The organism is Winogradskyella psychrotolerans, assembly GCF_018860545.1.
Taxonomy (GTDB): Bacteria; Bacteroidota; Bacteroidia; order Flavobacteriales; family Flavobacteriaceae; genus Winogradskyella; species Winogradskyella psychrotolerans_A.
Genome location: NZ_JAHKPN010000003.1, coordinates 35,848 through 52,589 on the forward strand (window position 1 = coordinate 35,848; position 16,742 = coordinate 52,589).

At 35.4% G+C, this 16,742-nt stretch carries 9 protein-coding genes and 1 tRNA gene; 7 read left to right on the forward strand and 3 right to left on the reverse strand.

Annotation, left to right across the window (positions count from 1 at the left end; genetic code table 11):
* Positions 1-3: 3 nt before the first annotated feature.
* Positions 4-3,402, reverse strand: coding sequence for a glycosyltransferase family 117 protein (locus KO515_RS02000; RefSeq protein WP_215934713.1), 3,399 nt, complete (start codon positions 3,400-3,402; stop codon positions 4-6).
* 151 nt (positions 3,403-3,553) lie between these two features.
* On the opposite strand from KO515_RS02000, the gene KO515_RS02005 reads away from it, so the two are divergent.
* Positions 3,554-3,627 (forward strand) — tRNA-Gln (locus KO515_RS02005).
* A gap of 250 nt (positions 3,628-3,877) precedes the next feature.
* On the opposite strand, the gene KO515_RS02010 is transcribed toward KO515_RS02005, so the two are convergent.
* Positions 3,878-4,702 (reverse strand): universal stress protein, encoded by an 825-nt coding sequence (locus KO515_RS02010; RefSeq protein WP_215934714.1) that lies wholly within the window; start codon positions 4,700-4,702, stop codon positions 3,878-3,880.
* A 154-nt stretch (positions 4,703-4,856) separates the two neighbouring features.
* Between KO515_RS02010 and rimP the strand changes: the two genes are divergently transcribed.
* The 3 genes from rimP to infB all read left to right on the forward strand — a co-directional run bounded on the left by rimP (position 4,857) and on the right by infB (position 9,481).
* Entirely contained in the window at positions 4,857-5,321 is a 465-nt protein-coding gene (gene rimP, locus KO515_RS02015; protein ID WP_215934715.1) for a ribosome assembly cofactor RimP, read from the forward strand.
* Positions 5,322-5,333: 12 nt separating this feature from the next.
* A complete protein-coding gene (nusA, locus tag KO515_RS02020) occupies positions 5,334-6,566 on the forward strand; it encodes a transcription termination factor NusA (RefSeq protein WP_215934716.1) in 1,233 nt (410 codons plus the stop codon).
* A 116-nt stretch (positions 6,567-6,682) separates the two neighbouring features.
* Positions 6,683-9,481 (forward strand): translation initiation factor IF-2, encoded by a 2,799-nt coding sequence (gene infB / locus KO515_RS02025; protein ID WP_215934717.1) that lies wholly within the window; start codon positions 6,683-6,685, stop codon positions 9,479-9,481.
* Positions 9,482-9,556: 75 nt separating this feature from the next.
* On the opposite strand, the gene KO515_RS02030 is transcribed toward infB, so the two are convergent.
* Complete coding sequence (locus KO515_RS02030) at positions 9,557-9,937, reverse strand: SPOR domain-containing protein (protein WP_215934718.1); 381 nt, start codon at positions 9,935-9,937, stop codon at positions 9,557-9,559.
* 297 nt (positions 9,938-10,234) lie between these two features.
* Between KO515_RS02030 and KO515_RS02035 the strand changes: the two genes are divergently transcribed.
* The 3 genes from KO515_RS02035 (at position 10,235) to nrfD (ending at position 16,736) form a co-directional block, all read left to right on the forward strand.
* Positions 10,235-11,524: a c-type cytochrome gene (locus tag KO515_RS02035; protein WP_215934742.1), complete on the forward strand. Its 1,290-nt coding sequence runs from the start codon at positions 10,235-10,237 to the stop codon at positions 11,522-11,524.
* 99 nt (positions 11,525-11,623) lie between these two features.
* Entirely contained in the window at positions 11,624-14,929 is a 3,306-nt protein-coding gene (locus KO515_RS02040; RefSeq protein WP_215934719.1) for a TAT-variant-translocated molybdopterin oxidoreductase, read from the forward strand.
* Positions 14,930-15,002: 73 nt separating this feature from the next.
* Positions 15,003-16,736 (forward strand): NrfD/PsrC family molybdoenzyme membrane anchor subunit, encoded by a 1,734-nt coding sequence (gene nrfD / locus KO515_RS02045; protein ID WP_215934720.1) that lies wholly within the window; start codon positions 15,003-15,005, stop codon positions 16,734-16,736.
* Positions 16,737-16,742 lie beyond the last annotated feature (6 nt).

Below are 16,742 nucleotides of genomic sequence, written 5' to 3' on the forward strand. Positions count from 1 at the left end.
ACCTTAATTTTCTGGCGCTATAAGATCTATAGTGTCCGTAGTCATTTCTTGTAAATCTAAATCGTTAGGTATTTCAGGTAATTCATCTTCATTATAACGATTCATAAGTTCATCAAATAAGCTCAAATAGCTATTAAACGTCTTTGTTTCTTGTAAAGCAAATTCTTTATCATTGTAGATGACTAAAATATCAATTAGACCTCTGTAGCGTTGAATATCTAAATAAATATCTTCGCCAACCATACGTTCTTGATTTTCTAACGAAAGACCACTGTAATACACCAAATTTTCTTGATATTTTTTAGCCACATCTTTGTAAAGTGCACGTCCTTTTTCAATATTACCTATTTCATAATACGCGCTAACATAAGGTTCTAATAAAGAGTAAAAACCAAATTTATCTACAGGCATTTTTTCCATAGCGATGTCTGCTATTTCTTCCGCTTTATCTAGTTTGTCTTCATTAATAAGTTGCTCTATTAAGCGTGCTAAATTGCCTCTATAAGTGATACCGTTTCTTCGCGTTTCAATATCATAATACATGTCTTCTCCGCTACCTCCCCATTTCCAATTCTTAACCATGTTGTACATTAGATCTGGATCTACACGTCCCATGTCATAAGGATTAGCTTTATCAACAGGTGTTTTAATTGGCACCAATTTGTAACACATGCCATCAAGTTGTAAATAGTCTTTTAGCCAAACATAATCTTCAGCTCCAAAGGCACCTCCCGTGAAATATATTGGACGCTCCCAATTATTATTAGCAATGATGTCTAACATTAAGAGGCGATTTTTATAAAGGTAACTCCCTTCAATTTGAGTGTATAGGTTGTCTTCTATTTTATCTGCATCTTTTGGTTTAACCACACCATTCTTTAGTACCACGTCCTTGTTTACAGGAATACTAATATTTCGGGTAGGGAAATAATTTGTACTCAATAAGTGAGTTGGGTACTGACTTGGGTCTTCCCCTTGCATTTCAACAACATGTTTAAATTTAGTATCCGCTCTATCACTAGATATAAAGTCCATAAATCGTTTGATGTCTATAGTATCTCTTGTGATTTCTCTTCTAATAATAACATCCCTTGTGCCTCCTCGGTATTGATTATGGGTCAACTGTGAAGGGATTGGGTCACTATCATAAGCCTTACGCTTCATTTGGTCAATATACCAATCCGTTTGAAATAGACTAGTGTTTACTACACGCACATCTGTACGTACACCTTCAATTTCTTGTAAATACCACAGTGGGAAAGTGTCGTTATCTCCAATGGTAAATAGAATGGCATTTGGTGCACAGGACTCGAGATACTTACGAGCCATAGAATTGGTTGTGTACTTCCCAGAACGATCGTGATCATCCCAGTTATTTGCTGCTAAAACACCAGGTACAATAACAAGACAAGCTAAGGTTACTACAGGAGCTAAAAGTTTGGTTTTTATGTTCGATTTTAAGAGGTCATAAATAGCGTATACTCCAAAGCCGATCCAAATGGCAAAGACATAGAATGAACCTACAACAGAATAATCACGTTCTCTTGGTTCAAAAGGTCTTACATTGGTGTAAAACTGAATGGCTAAACCTGTCAGTAAGAAGAACACTAAAAGGACCCAGAACCGTTTTAAATCGGAATACATCAAGAAAAAGAAACCAATAAGGCCTAATATTAATGGTAAGAAATAATAGGTGTTTCTCGCTTTGTTTTCCAAAACATCAGTTGGTAAATTATCTTGAGACATGCCTATATGGATTGAGTCTATAAAGTTTATACCCGAAATCCAATTTCCATTTTTGTGAGTGTATCGTCCTTGGATATCATCTTGTCGTCCTGTGAAATTCCACATAAAATAGCGCCAATACATATAGCCAAACTGATATTGAAACATGTACATAATATTGTCCATAAAGGACGGTTTTTCAATAATTAAATACTGTTGACCGTAGCGCTTTAAAAACTGATTATACCCTTCATAATCAATTTCGCCATTGGCAACACGCATTCTGAAATCATTAACGAGCTGATCAAATTGTTGTTTTTCACCAAGGGCATATTGCGCAGATTGCTCTTCGGTTAAACCAGCATTCATAGCTTCGTTGTACGCACGTGTTTGTAAAGAGGGGTCAACTTTAAAATCAATTAAGCCCGTAAACATCATGTAGTTTTCAGCATGTTCGGCACTCCACATTCTTGGTAAAATTGAGGCGTGTTCGTGGTTATAATTCTGCTTACTTTTTTCCCATTCGTTTATAATTACGTATTTCCCAGCTTCATCATCGCGCTCATAATTCTTTTTATCATCAATAAACGGTTCGTCTTTATCGGCACCAGAATATACTTCTGTAAAGAATGGGCCATAAAATAAGTGCGTTTCAGGGTATTGCTCTAGGTTGTAGTACGCTAAAAGTTCTCTCGCATCTGAAGGGTTGTTTTCGTTAATAACAACTTGTGCATTGGCACGAATAGGAAGCATCATCCAAGATGAAAATCCTATAAAAATAAACATCAAACACAATACTAAGGTATTGGTGTGTTTCATACCTTTTTGTCGTGTGTAATTCAGTCCAAAATAAAACAAGGCAATCACCATTAAACCTGTAATAATGGTTCCTGAATTAAATGGTAGGCCTATTGAGTTCACAAAAAAGACTTCTAAATAACCAAAGAGTTTTAAGGTAGAAGGTAAAAGTAATTTGAATATAAAAAGTAAAATTGCTGCTGAAGCTATATTGGCAATGATGAAGTTTTTGACCGTAATGGTTTTGTAATTCTTGAAATAATAAAGCAGACCAATGGCAGGAATGGTTAGTAGTCCCATAAAGTGAACTCCAAACGATAGCCCAATCACAAAAGCAATAAGGATTAACCAGCGGTTACCTCGTGGTTCATTCATGTCGCGTTCCCAACGTAAACCTAAATAAAATAAAACCGCCATAATTAAGGTAGCCATGGCATAAACCTCTGTTTCAACAGCATTAAACCAAAATGAATCCGTAAACGTAAATGCTAAACTGCCCACTAAGGCACTACCTAAAATAGCATAAGCTTTACTTGTGTCTTTGTCCTCATTATATTTAGTAAGCTTTACAAGTAAAAGACTAATTGTCCAAAACATAAAAAGAATGGTAAATGCACTTGCAACACCACTCATCATATTCATTATGGCTCCAATCTGTGAGGGTTCTAAAGCAAACATTGAGAAGAACGCACCTAACATTTGAAATAATGGAGCTCCTGGTGGATGGCCGACTTGTAATTTGGAAGAGGTTAAAATATACTCTCCAGCATCCCAAAAACTAACGGTTGGTTCTATAGTTAATCCGTAAACTACAACTGCTACTGCAAAAACAGACCATCCTAAGATGTTGTTCCACTTTTTAAAGTTAAAATCTTTCATGAAAACGTTGCTTATTAATGCTGGCGAATTTACTAATTAATCCCTAAAAGCCTACATTTTTAAGTTAACGTTAAGTATTTTAAAAAATTTTCTTCTTTTTTTTTGTCAAAGTAAAACTTTGTATTAAATTTGCACCCTCAAAATGAGAGATTGGCCTATGGTGTAACTGGCTAACACATCTGTTTTTGGTACAGAAGAGTCTAGGTTCGAAACCTAGTAGGCCAACTAAAGTTTAAATCCTAATTCAGAAATGAATTAGGATTTTTTTATTTAAGTCTTTCTGTACAATAGCTGGGAGTATAGTGCTAAGGTCCATCTAAATACCTTTGTAATAAATACTATAGCTTTATAAAAGTATTAAAAACAACAAAGAGGAAGGCTTTGAAGGCATCCTCTTTATTAGGGGGGAGTCGAAACATGTTTTTCAAAACTTAAACTATGAAGTCTTAGTTTTTAAGTTTAAAAGTGAAGTAATTTATATTTTAAACGTAATCACAGGTCGTTTTGCATGATTTACCAAATCTTCACTGATACTACCATTGAAGAAATGCGCAATGCCTTGTCTGCCATGTGTGCTAATTCCTATAAGGTCTGCATCTATATCTTTGGAAAAATTTAAAACCCCTTGTTCAACAGTGTGATCGTTGTGTATGGTAATGGTGTAATTATCAAAATCTTGTCCGGAAATAAAATCATTGACTCTAGATTTTGCTTCATACGATGTCAAAAAATTGCCAGACGTAATTACCAAGAGTAAATGGATTTTTGACCCAAAGGCTTTAGCGAATTTTACAGCTTGTTTATAAGTTTCTTTATTGTCGTTTTTAAAATCGGAAGCGAATACAAAGTTAGAAACCTTAAAGTTATGATGTTCATTTTTGATAACTAATACAGGTACTTCGGAAGAGCGAACCACTTTTTCTGCATTAGAACCCACAAACATTTCTTTTATGCCTGTTGCACCATGAGACCCCATAATAATTAAGTCAATATTAAATTCATTGCAAGAATCTTTAATTTCGTCAAATGTTATGTCAGCCTTAACTGTTTCGTGTATCGTTATGTTTTCTAAATAGTCTTGTGCCATTAGATTTTCGAATCTTTTTCGTGCCAAATTCATAAAAAACAAGGTTTCAGGAATATCGCTTTCAGCGTGTCCAGGGTCTGGATGTTGCATTGGTATTTCCATCATATGCAATAAATAAATTTCTGCATTGTAAGTTTTCGCTAGCATAGCAGCTACTTTTAGAGCGTTTTCTGCTTGCTCCGAAAAATCTGTTGGAACTAATATTCTATTCATATTTATTGATTTATGTTAGTTCTTCTAAATTTAAGAAAATAAATCCACATTACATAGCTTGGGTAATTTAATATAAAATACGTATATTTGCACCGTTATTTACTAAAAATGAATAAGCGAGAGGACGAAAAGTCCTCTCTTTTTATATCAAGAAATGATTAAGAAAATAGTAGAAGACTTATTACAAACGGCATTAGCAGAAAGACAAGATCTGTTCTTAATAGATTTTTCTATGTCTGGAGATAACGCTATAAAAATTGTAATAGATGGTGATAATGGTGTCTTAGTAGAAGATTGTATGTTTATTAGTAGAGCCATTGAACATCATATTGATAGAGAGGAACATGATTTTTCTTTAGAAGTTTTATCATCTGGTGCAGCATCTCCGTTAATTTTACCAAGACAGTATAATAAGCATATTGGTAGAAATTTAGAAGTAAAGACTTTAGATAATCAAGATTTAGAGGGAGAACTCATAGAGGTAAACGAATCTGATGTGGTTTTAAGCTGGAAAGCACGCGAACCAAAACCCGTTGGAAAAGGAAAAGTAACAGTGGTTAAAACGGCTACTATTACTTTTGATAATATTAAAGAAGCGAAAGTTAAAATAAAATTTTAATTCATATTAATTATGGAAAATGTAGCGTTAATTGAGTCATTTTCAGAATTTAAAGACGACAAATTAATAGATAGAGTTACGCTAATGGCGATTCTTGAAGATGTATTGCGTAATGCATTGAAGAAGAAATATGGTGATGACGATAATTTTGATATCATTATAAACCCAGATAAAGGTGATTTAGAAATTTGGAGAAACCGTATCGTTGTTGCAGATGGTGAGGTTGAAGAGCCAAACCAAGAGATAGCGTTGTCAGAAGCTCAGAAAATAGAACCAGATTTTGAAGTTGGTGAAGACGTTGCAGAAGAAGTTAAGTTAATTGACCTTGGAAGACGTTCTATCCTTGCATTAAGACAAAATTTAATTTCTAAGATTCACGAGCATGATAACACGAACATCTACAAGCACTTTAAAGAACTTGAAGGTGAGATTTATACAGCAGAAGTGCATCACATTCGTCATAGAGCAATTATTTTGTTAGACGATGATGGTAATGAAATTATACTTCCGAAAGACAAACAAATTCCTTCAGACTTCTTTAGAAAAGGAGAAAATGTAAGAGGAATTATAGAGAGTGTGGAATTAAAAGGAAGCAAGCCGGCAATTATAATGTCTAGAACTTCTCCTGTATTTCTTGAGAAATTATTTGAACAAGAAATACCAGAAGTTTTTGATGGTTTAATTACGGTTAAAAAAGTAGTACGTATTCCTGGTGAAAAAGCAAAAGTGGCCGTAGATTCTTATGATGATAGAATTGACCCAGTTGGAGCTTGTGTCGGTATGAAAGGTTCAAGAATTCATGGTATTGTACGTGAATTAGGAAACGAAAATATCGATGTTATTAACTATACTAATAATGTTCAACTTTTTGTAACAAGAGCCTTAAGCCCAGCAAGAGTAACATCTTTGAAATTAAACGAAGAGACGATGCGCGCTGAGGTGTTGTTAAAACCAGAAGAAGTTTCTAAAGCCATTGGTAGAGGTGGTCACAATATTCGTTTAGCTGGTCAGTTAACAGGTTACGAGATTGATGTGTTTAGAGAAGGTGCAGAAGAAGATGTTGAATTAAAAGAATTCTCTGATGAAATAGAGGGTTGGGTAATTTCTGAATTTAGCAAAGCTGGTTTAGATACTGCGAAAAGTATTTTAGAACAAGATTTAGTTGATTTAGTGAAGCGTACAGATTTAGAAGAAGAAACCATCTTAGATGTCATTAGGATTCTAAGAGAAGAATTTGAAGAATAATATCAAAAAAATATTAAAAATGATTTGTATTATCTCATTTTTAAGTTTAATTGGTATCATATTAATTTTTATTTAAAATTAATATATAATATATTTAAGTATTTTACAGGCAGTTTATGGCTCAAATGACAAGATTAAACAAAGTATTAAGGGAATTAAATATCTCAATAGATCGCGCTGTGGATTTTTTAGAATCCAAAGGTGTTGAAATTGAGAAAAGCCCTAATACTAAAATTTCGGAAGAGGTTTACAACACGCTTTCTGATGAATTTCAGACAGATGCATCAAAGCGTGAAAAAGCTCAAGAAGTAAGTGAAGCAAAACTTAAAGAAAAGGAAGAGCTTCGCGAACAGAGAGAACGTGAAATTGAAGAAAAGCAAAAGCAGAAAGCTGAAAGAGAATCTGTGGTTAAGGCTAAAGCTGAGTTAAGTGGACCAAAACAAGTTGGTAAAATTGACTTAGACAACAAGCCTAAAGCAGAGACAAAGGAAACACCTAAAGCTCCCGAAGTTAAGGAAGAACCTAAAGCTGAAAAACCCGAGGTGAAGTCTGAAGCACCAAAGGAAGCACCTAAAGTTGAACAACCAAAGGCAACTGAAAATGTTGAAAAGGTTGAGAAAACTGAACAGGTTGAAAAGGTTGAGAAAGCTGAGAAAGTAGAAAAGGTTGAAAAAGTAGAGACAACTGAAAAGGCAAAACCTAAAGTGGAGCCTAAAAAAGAAGAGCCTACTCCAAAACCAAGTGAACCTGTAGAGGAAACACTGAAAACACAATATAAGAAGCTTACAGGACCAGTAACAACAGGTAAGAAAATTGATTTATCTCAATTTAATAAACCTAAGAAGAAAAAGGTTGAAACAGCTAAACCTGGTGATGCTAATAAACGTAAAAGACGTCGTATTAGTAAAAGTGGAAATGATACTTCAGGAAAGCCAAACTTCGATAATAGAAGAGGTGGACAAAAAGGAAGAGGTGGTGCTGCTAGACCTAAGGTAGTTAAAGAAGAGCCAAGTGAAGAAGATGTTCAAAAGCAAATCCGTGAAACTTTAGAAAAGCTTCAAGGAAAATCTAACAAAGGTAAAGGAGCAAAATACCGTAGAGATAAAAGAGATCAACACCGTCAACAAACGGAAATCGATCAAGAAATTGCTGCAGCAGAAAGTAAAACCATTAAAGTTACTGAATTTGTTACGGTAAGTGAAATGGCAACCATGATGGAAGTTGGAGTTACACAAGTTATTTCTGCATGTATGTCTTTAGGTATGATGGTAACCATGAACCAAAGATTAGATGCCGAAACGTTAACTATTGTTGCTGAAGAATTTGGTTTCGATGTAGAATTTATCAAGGCGGATATCGAAGAATCAATAAAGGTTGTTGAAGACGATCCTAAAGATTTAGTAGAAAGAGCTCCTATCGTTACTGTAATGGGTCACGTCGATCACGGTAAAACATCACTATTAGATTACATACGTAAAGAAAATGTTATCGCAGGTGAATCTGGTGGTATTACGCAGCATATTGGTGCTTATGGAGTACAACTAGAAAACGGACAAAAAATAGCATTCTTAGATACACCAGGTCACGAAGCCTTTACAGCGATGCGTGCTCGTGGTGCTCAAGTAACCGATATAGCGATTATTGTGGTTGCTGCGGATGATGCTATCATGCCTCAAACAAAGGAAGCCATATCTCATGCGCAAGCTGCAGGTGTACCAATCGTTTTCGCAATTAATAAAATTGATAAGCCAGATGCTAACCCTGAAAAGGTAAAAGAGCAATTGGCACAAATGAATCTCTTAGTCGAAGATTGGGGTGGTAAAATTCAATCGCATGATATTTCGGCTAAAAAAGGAACTGGTGTTAAAGAGTTATTAGAAAAAGTATTGCTTGAAGCTGAATTATTAGAATTAAAAGCTAATCCTAATAAAGCGGCAAGTGGAACAGTTGTGGAGGCTTATTTAGATAAGGGTAGAGGTTATGTTTCAACAATTTTAGTACAAGCAGGTACTTTAAAAGTTGGTGATTATGTATTAGCTGGTAAGAATAGCGGTAAAGTAAAAGCGATGCAAGATGAGCGTGGACAAGATGTGAAAGCGGCAGGTCCTGCAACTCCAGTATCTATTCTTGGTTTAGATGGTGCTCCTCAAGCAGGTGATAAGTTTAATGTCTTTGCCGATGAGCGTGAAGCGAAACAAATTGCTACAAAACGTGCACAGTTACAACGTGAACAATCCGTTAGAACACAACGTCATATTACACTTGATGAAATTGGAAGACGTATTGCTCTTGGTGATTTCCAAGAATTAAATATTATTCTTAAAGGTGATGTTGATGGTTCTGTTGAAGCATTAACAGATTCATTCCAGAAACTATCTACTGAAGAAATTCAAGTTAATATTATTCATAAAGGTGTTGGTGCCATTACAGAAAGTGATGTGTTATTAGCAACAGCGTCTGATGCGATTATCGTTGGATTTAATGTGCGTCCTGTTGGAAATGCGAGAATGATAGCTGATAAGGAAGAAATTGATATCAGAACTTACTCAATTATCTATGCAGCGATTAACGATCTTAAAGATGCTATGGAAGGTATGCTATCTCCAGAAGTAAAAGAAGAAGTTACAGGTACTGCCGAAATCAGAGAAATATTTAAAGTCTCTAAAGTTGGAAATATTGCCGGATGTATGGTAATGAATGGTAAGATATTTAGAAATTCGAACATTAGAATAATTAGAGAAGGAGTTGTGGTGCATACAGGAACGTTAGAAGCCTTAAAACGTTTTAAAGATGATGTAAGAGAAGTGGCAAAAGGCTACGATTGTGGTATGCAAATTAAAGGCTATAACGATATTGTAATTGGTGATGTTATTGAAGCATTCCAAGAAGTAGAAGTGAAGAAAAAGTTGAAATAACAACTATAAATAGTTATAGAAATAAAAAAACCGACAAGAGATTGTCGGTTTTTTTTATGGTATAAAATGAAATATTTATTTTTCGGTTTTTGGCTGAAGAATATTAGCGTACATATAGTTTTCTTTAATCTTCGCTAAAGCACGATCAGCTTCCAGTCTAGTGGCAAAATTACCGACCCAAACCTTATAATTTGGCGTATTCCAAATAATCTCTGTAGGCCATTCGTCATAGGTGTTTAAGAAATTTTCTTTCTCTCGCTTCGCCATATCAATATCTACACTTTGATACACTTGTATTTTATATACCTTTAAGGTTTTAATGTCCTTTTTATACTCTAGTAATTTGTCAATATCACTGTCTTGACTCACGTTAACCACACCTTGTTGTGCATGCATGGAAGTGGTCAGGCTAAAACCAACGATTAAAAGGGCAATTGTTCTATTTTTTAATTTCATAAGTTTAAATTATTTGACAAAGGTAAAGTATTCTAATTAACCTGTGTCATATTTTTTAATCGACATTCCAATTGTAATCAATTGCACTTCAAGAGGTCGATAAATGGGTAACGAATATTCGCACAATAAATTTTAAAAATTATTATTTAGAATTAGTATAAATTATCTATTAACACTTCTCTAAGATTTTCAAAATCCACTTTAAATGTTACTTTTGCCAGAGTTTTTATAACATCTTTTTTCACTTTTTGAATGAAAAAATCGTACCAAAGTTTAGAAGATAATCCAACTTATAATATGAAACAGGTGATTTACTGTAGTTTAACCTCAAAGATTTTTAGTCTTTGTCTTGTTCTATTGCTTTCTTTTTCAACCTCCCTTATAGCTCAAGACGGTGATCCAGTAAATGGAAAATCGCTCTTTAATTCTAATTGTGCAGCATGTCATAAACTAGATAAGCCAATGACGGGTCCAGCTTTGCGTAATGTAGAAGCAAGATTAGCGGATGAACAAGGTTTAGATAGAGCATGGATTAGTGCTTGGATTAGAAATAGCGCATCAGTTATTAAATCTGGTGATGCTTATGCAAATAAATTATTAGCTGAGTGGAATAATGTTCCAATGACACCTTTTCCTCAGTTAAGTGATCAGAATATTTCTGACATCTTAGCTTATACGGCTGCACCAAAACCAGAACCTGTAGTTGTGGAGGGTGCGACTGATGGGGGTGCTGTTCAAACAAGTGGAATATCCAATGATTTAATTCTTGGAGCGCTCGCCTTATTATTCGCATTATTAGCAATGGCGTTGTTTTTAGTTAATAAAACATTGAATCGTTTTGCTGAGGCTAAAGGAATCGAGGTTGAGGCTGAAAATAAAAGAACACCATTATGGAAAGCGTTTGTTCAGAATCAATTTTTAGTATTGGTTACTGCGGTTGTCTTCTTATTGGCTAGTGGATATTTTGTTTATGGTTTCTTTATGCAGGTGGGTGTAGATCAAGGTTACGAGCCAGTGCAACCAATTCATTATTCGCACAGGATTCATGCTGGAGATAATGGTATTGACTGTAAATATTGTCACTCTTCTGCCAGGGTGAGTAAAACATCTGGTATTCCTTCGTTAAATGTTTGTATGAATTGTCATAAATCGATTTCAGAAGTATCTGAGGATACCTTTGCAGAAGGGATGAGTGAACATAGTGTAGACTACAACGCTGAAATTCAAAAATTATATGATGCTGTTGGATGGGATGGAACTGGTTACACTGGCGAATCACACCCTGTAAAATGGATACGTATTCATAACCTGCCTGACTTTGCTTATTTCAATCACTCTCAACACGTAGAGGTTGGAGGTATTGAATGTCAAACATGTCATGGTCCTGTTGAAGAAATGGAAATCATGTATCAGCATGCTCCTTTAACTATGGGATGGTGTATTAACTGTCACAGAGAAACGAATGTAAAAGTTAAGGATAACGAGTATTACACTAAAATTCATGAAGAATTATCTAAAAAGTATGGTGTTGAGGAATTGACAGTCGCACAAATGGGTGGTTTGGAATGTGGTAAGTGCCATTATTAATAATTAGAAGAAGTTTAAAGAATTACGATTGACGATTTACGACGTGTTGAAAATGCCGAGTAATCGTAAATCAGAAATCAAAAATCGTAAATATATATTATGTCATCAAACAAGAAATACTGGAAAAGTGTTGAAGAGCTAAACGAAAATAGCTCTATTGTTGAGGCGCTTCAACAGAATGAATTTGTGGAAGAGATTCCTACAGACGATTTTTTGGGAGATAAAGAGTCTTTAGAGTCTTCATCTACGTCGCGTCGTGATTTCTTAAAATACGTTGGTTTTAGTACAGCAGCTGCTTCTTTAGCGGCCTGTGAAGGACCTGTTATTAAATCCATTCCTTATGTAGTGCAACCCACTGAGATTGTTCCTGGTGTTGCTAACTATTATGCAACCACAATTGCAGATGGTTTTGATTTTGCTAGTGTTTTAGTGAAGACAAGAGAAGGACGTCCTATTAAAATTGAAAACAATACGGATGCTGCCACAAACGGAACAGCAAATGCTAGAGTTAATGCTTCAGTTTTAGGATTGTATGATAACCTTAGAGTGAAGTCTCCAATGAAAGGTGAGTCTAAAATCTCTTGGGATACGTTTTTATCGGAAACAACTTCAAAATTAAAGGGGCTTAATGGTAAACAAATTGTGTTGTTAACGCAATCGATGCCAAGTCCATCTACAAATAAATTAATTGCAGAATTCAAAGCTAAATATGGTAATGTAAATCACGTTGCATATGATGCAGTTTCAGAATCTGCAACTTTAGATGCCTACCAAGCAAAGTATGGCTCAAGAGGAATGGCGAATTACGATTTCTCTAAAGCCATGACTATTGTTTCCGTTGGTGCGGATTTCTTAGGTGATTGGCAAGGTGGAGGGTTTGAGTCTGCGTATGCTAAAAAGCGTATCCCAGAGAACGGTAAAATGTCGAGACATATTCAGTTTGAATCTAATATGACATTATCTGGTGCTAATGCGGATAAGCGTGTGCCTTTAACACCAAGTGAACAAAAATTAGCTTTAGCTAAATTATATAGTAGTATTACTGGAAATTCTGTTGGAAGTATTAGTCTTCCTGAAGCATTAGACAAAGCGGTTCAAGCTGCGGCTAACGAATTAAGTAAAGCTGGTAGTAATGCTGTTGTAGTTACAGGTATCCAAGATGTGGATGCCCAAACAACAGTTTTAGAAATCAATGCGCACTTAAGAAGTAAAGCGTTTGATCCGAAAACAACAATTAAAACTAGACAGGGTAGTGCTAAGGCAATAACCCAATTAGTAGCTGATATGAAAGCGGGTAAAGTTGGAGCCATCATTATGAATGGTGTTAACCCAATGTACACGCTGCCAAATGCCGCTGATTTTGCTGAAGGTCTTGCCAAGACAGATTTATCTGTTGCGTTCTCAATGAAACAAGATGAGACGTCAACAAAATGTCATTATATAGCAGCTGCACCTCATTATTTAGAATCTTGGGGAGATGTTGAATTAAAAGCTGGACATTATTCAATGATGCAGCCAACGATTCGTCCTTTGTTTGATACGAAGCAGTTTCAAGAAATTTTAATGAGCTGGACTGAAACATCTGGGGCCTATAGAGATTATTTAAAATCAGTTTGGACACAAAGTATATTAAATGGTGCTTCATTTAATAAAGCAGTTCAAGATGGTGTTTTTGTTGTAGGTACTTCTGGAAATGGAAGTGGTTCAACAGGATCTTCTACAACTACTGAAACCAGTACTACTGAATTAAAAGATAAAAAGGATAGAACATTTTTAGGTGGTGTCATTCATGATGTTGCTGTAGGTGTTGGTATCAAAGATGAAGATAAAGACGAGTATGTAACTACTACGACGTCTACAACTGTAAATAATACATCTGATAGTATAAATGTAGCATCCGTGTTAACTGGTGGTGCTGCGGCAAGAGCATTAGCGCAAACGAAATTAGTTGAAGGTATGGAGTTGTCACTTTATACTAAAACAGGTATGGGTGATGGTCAACAAGCTAATAACCCTTGGTTACAAGAATTTCCAGATCCTATTACAAGAACAACTTGGGATAACTATTTAACCATTTCTCAAGCTGATGCCGATACATTAGAAATAAAAAACTGGAATGTTGCGAATGGTGGATTAAATGGTAGTTATGCAAAAGTTTCAGTTAATGGAGCGGAAGCGATTACTTTACCTGTTATTATTCAACCAGGTCAAGCAAAAGGATCTGTTGGTCTAGCATTTGGTTATGGTAGAACATCTAATGCACTAAAAGACGAAATGAAAACTGGTGTTAACGCGTATCCGTTATACCAAGGTTTCAATGCCGTTCAAAATGTAACTATTGAAAAAGTAGCTGGTGAACATGAGTTTGCTTGTGTACAATTACATAATACGTTAATGGGTCGTGGTGACATTATCAAAGAAACACGATTAGAAATTTTTAATACTTACGGCAAAGAAGATGAAGAGCATGGATGGAACAAAACTCCTAATGTATCTCTTAATCACGTTGAGACTCCTGTAACATCTCCAGATGTTGATTTATGGGATGAGTTTGATCGTTCAATAGGTCATCATTTTAACTTATCTATCGACTTAAATGCGTGTACAGGTTGTGGAGCATGTGTAATTGCATGTCATGCAGAAAACAATGTGCCAGTAGTTGGTAAATCTGAAATGAGACGTAGTAGAGATATGCATTGGTTGCGTATTGATCGTTATTATTCTCATCAAGATACGTTTAGTGAAGATATTGAAGAAAAAGAAGCTACAGATGGTCTTGGATTAGGAAATTATGTGTTTGGTGATGGACAGAGTGATGGATCATTATCTACTTTTGCTAGATTAGAAGATCCTGCAGATAATCCTCAAGTTGTTTTTCAGCCTGTAATGTGTCAGCACTGTAATCATGCACCATGTGAAACGGTTTGTCCTGTTGCAGCAACAGTACACGGTCGTCAAGGTCAAAACCAAATGGCATATAACCGTTGTGTAGGTACACGTTATTGTGCAAACAACTGTCCGTATAAAGTTCGTCGTTTCAACTGGTTCTTATACAACAAGAATGATGAGTTTGATTATTACATGAATGACGATTTAGGCCGTATGGTATTAAATCCAGATGTTGTTGTAAGGTCTCGTGGTGTTATGGAAAAATGTTCTATGTGTATCCAAAAAACACAGAAAACAATTCTAGATGCTAAGCGTGATGGTAGAGAAATTAAAGATGGTGAATTTGAAACAGCCTGTTCAGCGGCATGTGGAAATGGAGCAATGATCTTTGGTGATGTTAACGATAAAGACAGCAAAATATCAGCGTTAAAAGAAGATGACCGTATGTATCACATGTTAGAATACGTAGGTACAAAACCTAACGTGATTTATCAAACAAAGGTTAGAAACACATAGAAAGTAATAAGTCTGAAGTTGGAGAGTTTCAATTTCAAATGAATAAAATAATTAAAGAAACAAGTATATAATTATGGCGTCTCATTACGAAGCACCTATTAGAAGACCTTTAGTCACTGGCGAGAAATCGTATCACGATGTTACATTAGATGTAGCAGGACCAGTGGAAGGCAAAGCCAACAAAGCATGGTGGATTGTTTTCAGCATTGCTTTAGTAGCATTTCTTTGGGGAATAGGTTGTATTATTTATACCGTATCAACTGGTATTGGAGTTTGGGGTCTTAACAAGACCGTAAACTGGGCTTGGGATATTACTAACTTCGTTTGGTGGGTTGGTATTGGTCACGCAGGAACATTAATTTCTGCAGTACTATTATTATTCCGTCAAAAATGGAGAATGGCAATTAACCGTTCTGCAGAAGCAATGACCATCTTTGCGGTTTTCCAAGCAGGATTGTTCCCAATTATTCACATGGGTCGTCCATGGTTAGCCTATTGGGTATTACCAATTCCTAATCAATTTGGTTCGTTATGGGTAAACTTTAACTCGCCTTTACTTTGGGATGTATTTGCAATTTCGACGTATTTATCCGTATCATTAGTTTTCTGGTGGACAGGTTTATTACCAGATTTTGCAATGTTAAGAGATAGAGCTGTCAAACCTTTTCAAAAGAAAATTTATGCTTTAGTAAGTTTCGGTTGGTCTGGTAGAGCAAAAGATTGGCAACGTTTTGAAGAAGTATCTTTGGTACTTGCTGGTTTAGCTACACCGTTAGTACTTTCTGTACACACTATTGTATCTTTTGATTTCGCAACATCAGTTATTCCAGGTTGGCATACAACGATTTTCCCACCTTACTTTGTTGCAGGTGCGGTATTCTCTGGATTCGCTATGGTAAACACACTTCTTATTATTATGAGAAAAGTATGTAACCTTGAAGATTATATTACAGTACAACACATCGAGTTAATGAACATTGTCATTATGATTACAGGTTCTATCGTTGGTGTAGCCTATATCACAGAATTGTTTATTGCATGGTATTCTGGTGTAGAATACGAACAGTTTGCATTCTTAAACAGAGCAACAGGACCATACTGGTGGGCATACTGGTGTATGATGACTTTTAACGTATTCTCTCCACAGTTTATGTGGTTTAAGAAACTAAGAACAAGTATTATGTTCTCGTTCTTTATATCGATTATTGTAAACATCGGAATGTGGTTTGAGCGTTTTGTAATTATTGTAACCTCATTACATAGAGATTACTTGCCATCATCATGGACCATGTTCTCTCCAACATTTGTGGATATCGGTATTTTTATCGGAACTATTGGATTCTTCTTTGTATTATTCTTATTGTACGCACGTACATTCCCAGTAATAGCACAAGCAGAAGTTAAAACCATATTAAAATCTTCAGGTGAAAGTTATAAGAATATTAGAGAGCGTGGAGATAGCTTGGTAGGTTCTGGTGCAGATGCAAGAACATCTAATTTTAAGATTCCAGAAGAAACAACAGCCTCTAAACCGCTTCAAGATAATACGGAGAAATTAGGGAACTTATTAGAAGGTGTCGGAAGATTTGATGCTTCTTTACAAACTGCAGATGACTTAAAAGTGATTAGTGGTATTGGTCCAAAAATGGAAGAGGTACTTAATAACATTGGTATCTTTACTTATGCACAAGTAAGTAAAATGACAAAAAGAGAATACGACTTGTTAGATGAAATTGCAGGTTCTTTCCCAGGAAGAGCAGAACGTGATGATTGGTCAGGACAAGCTAAAAATTTATTAAACAACTAATATAGT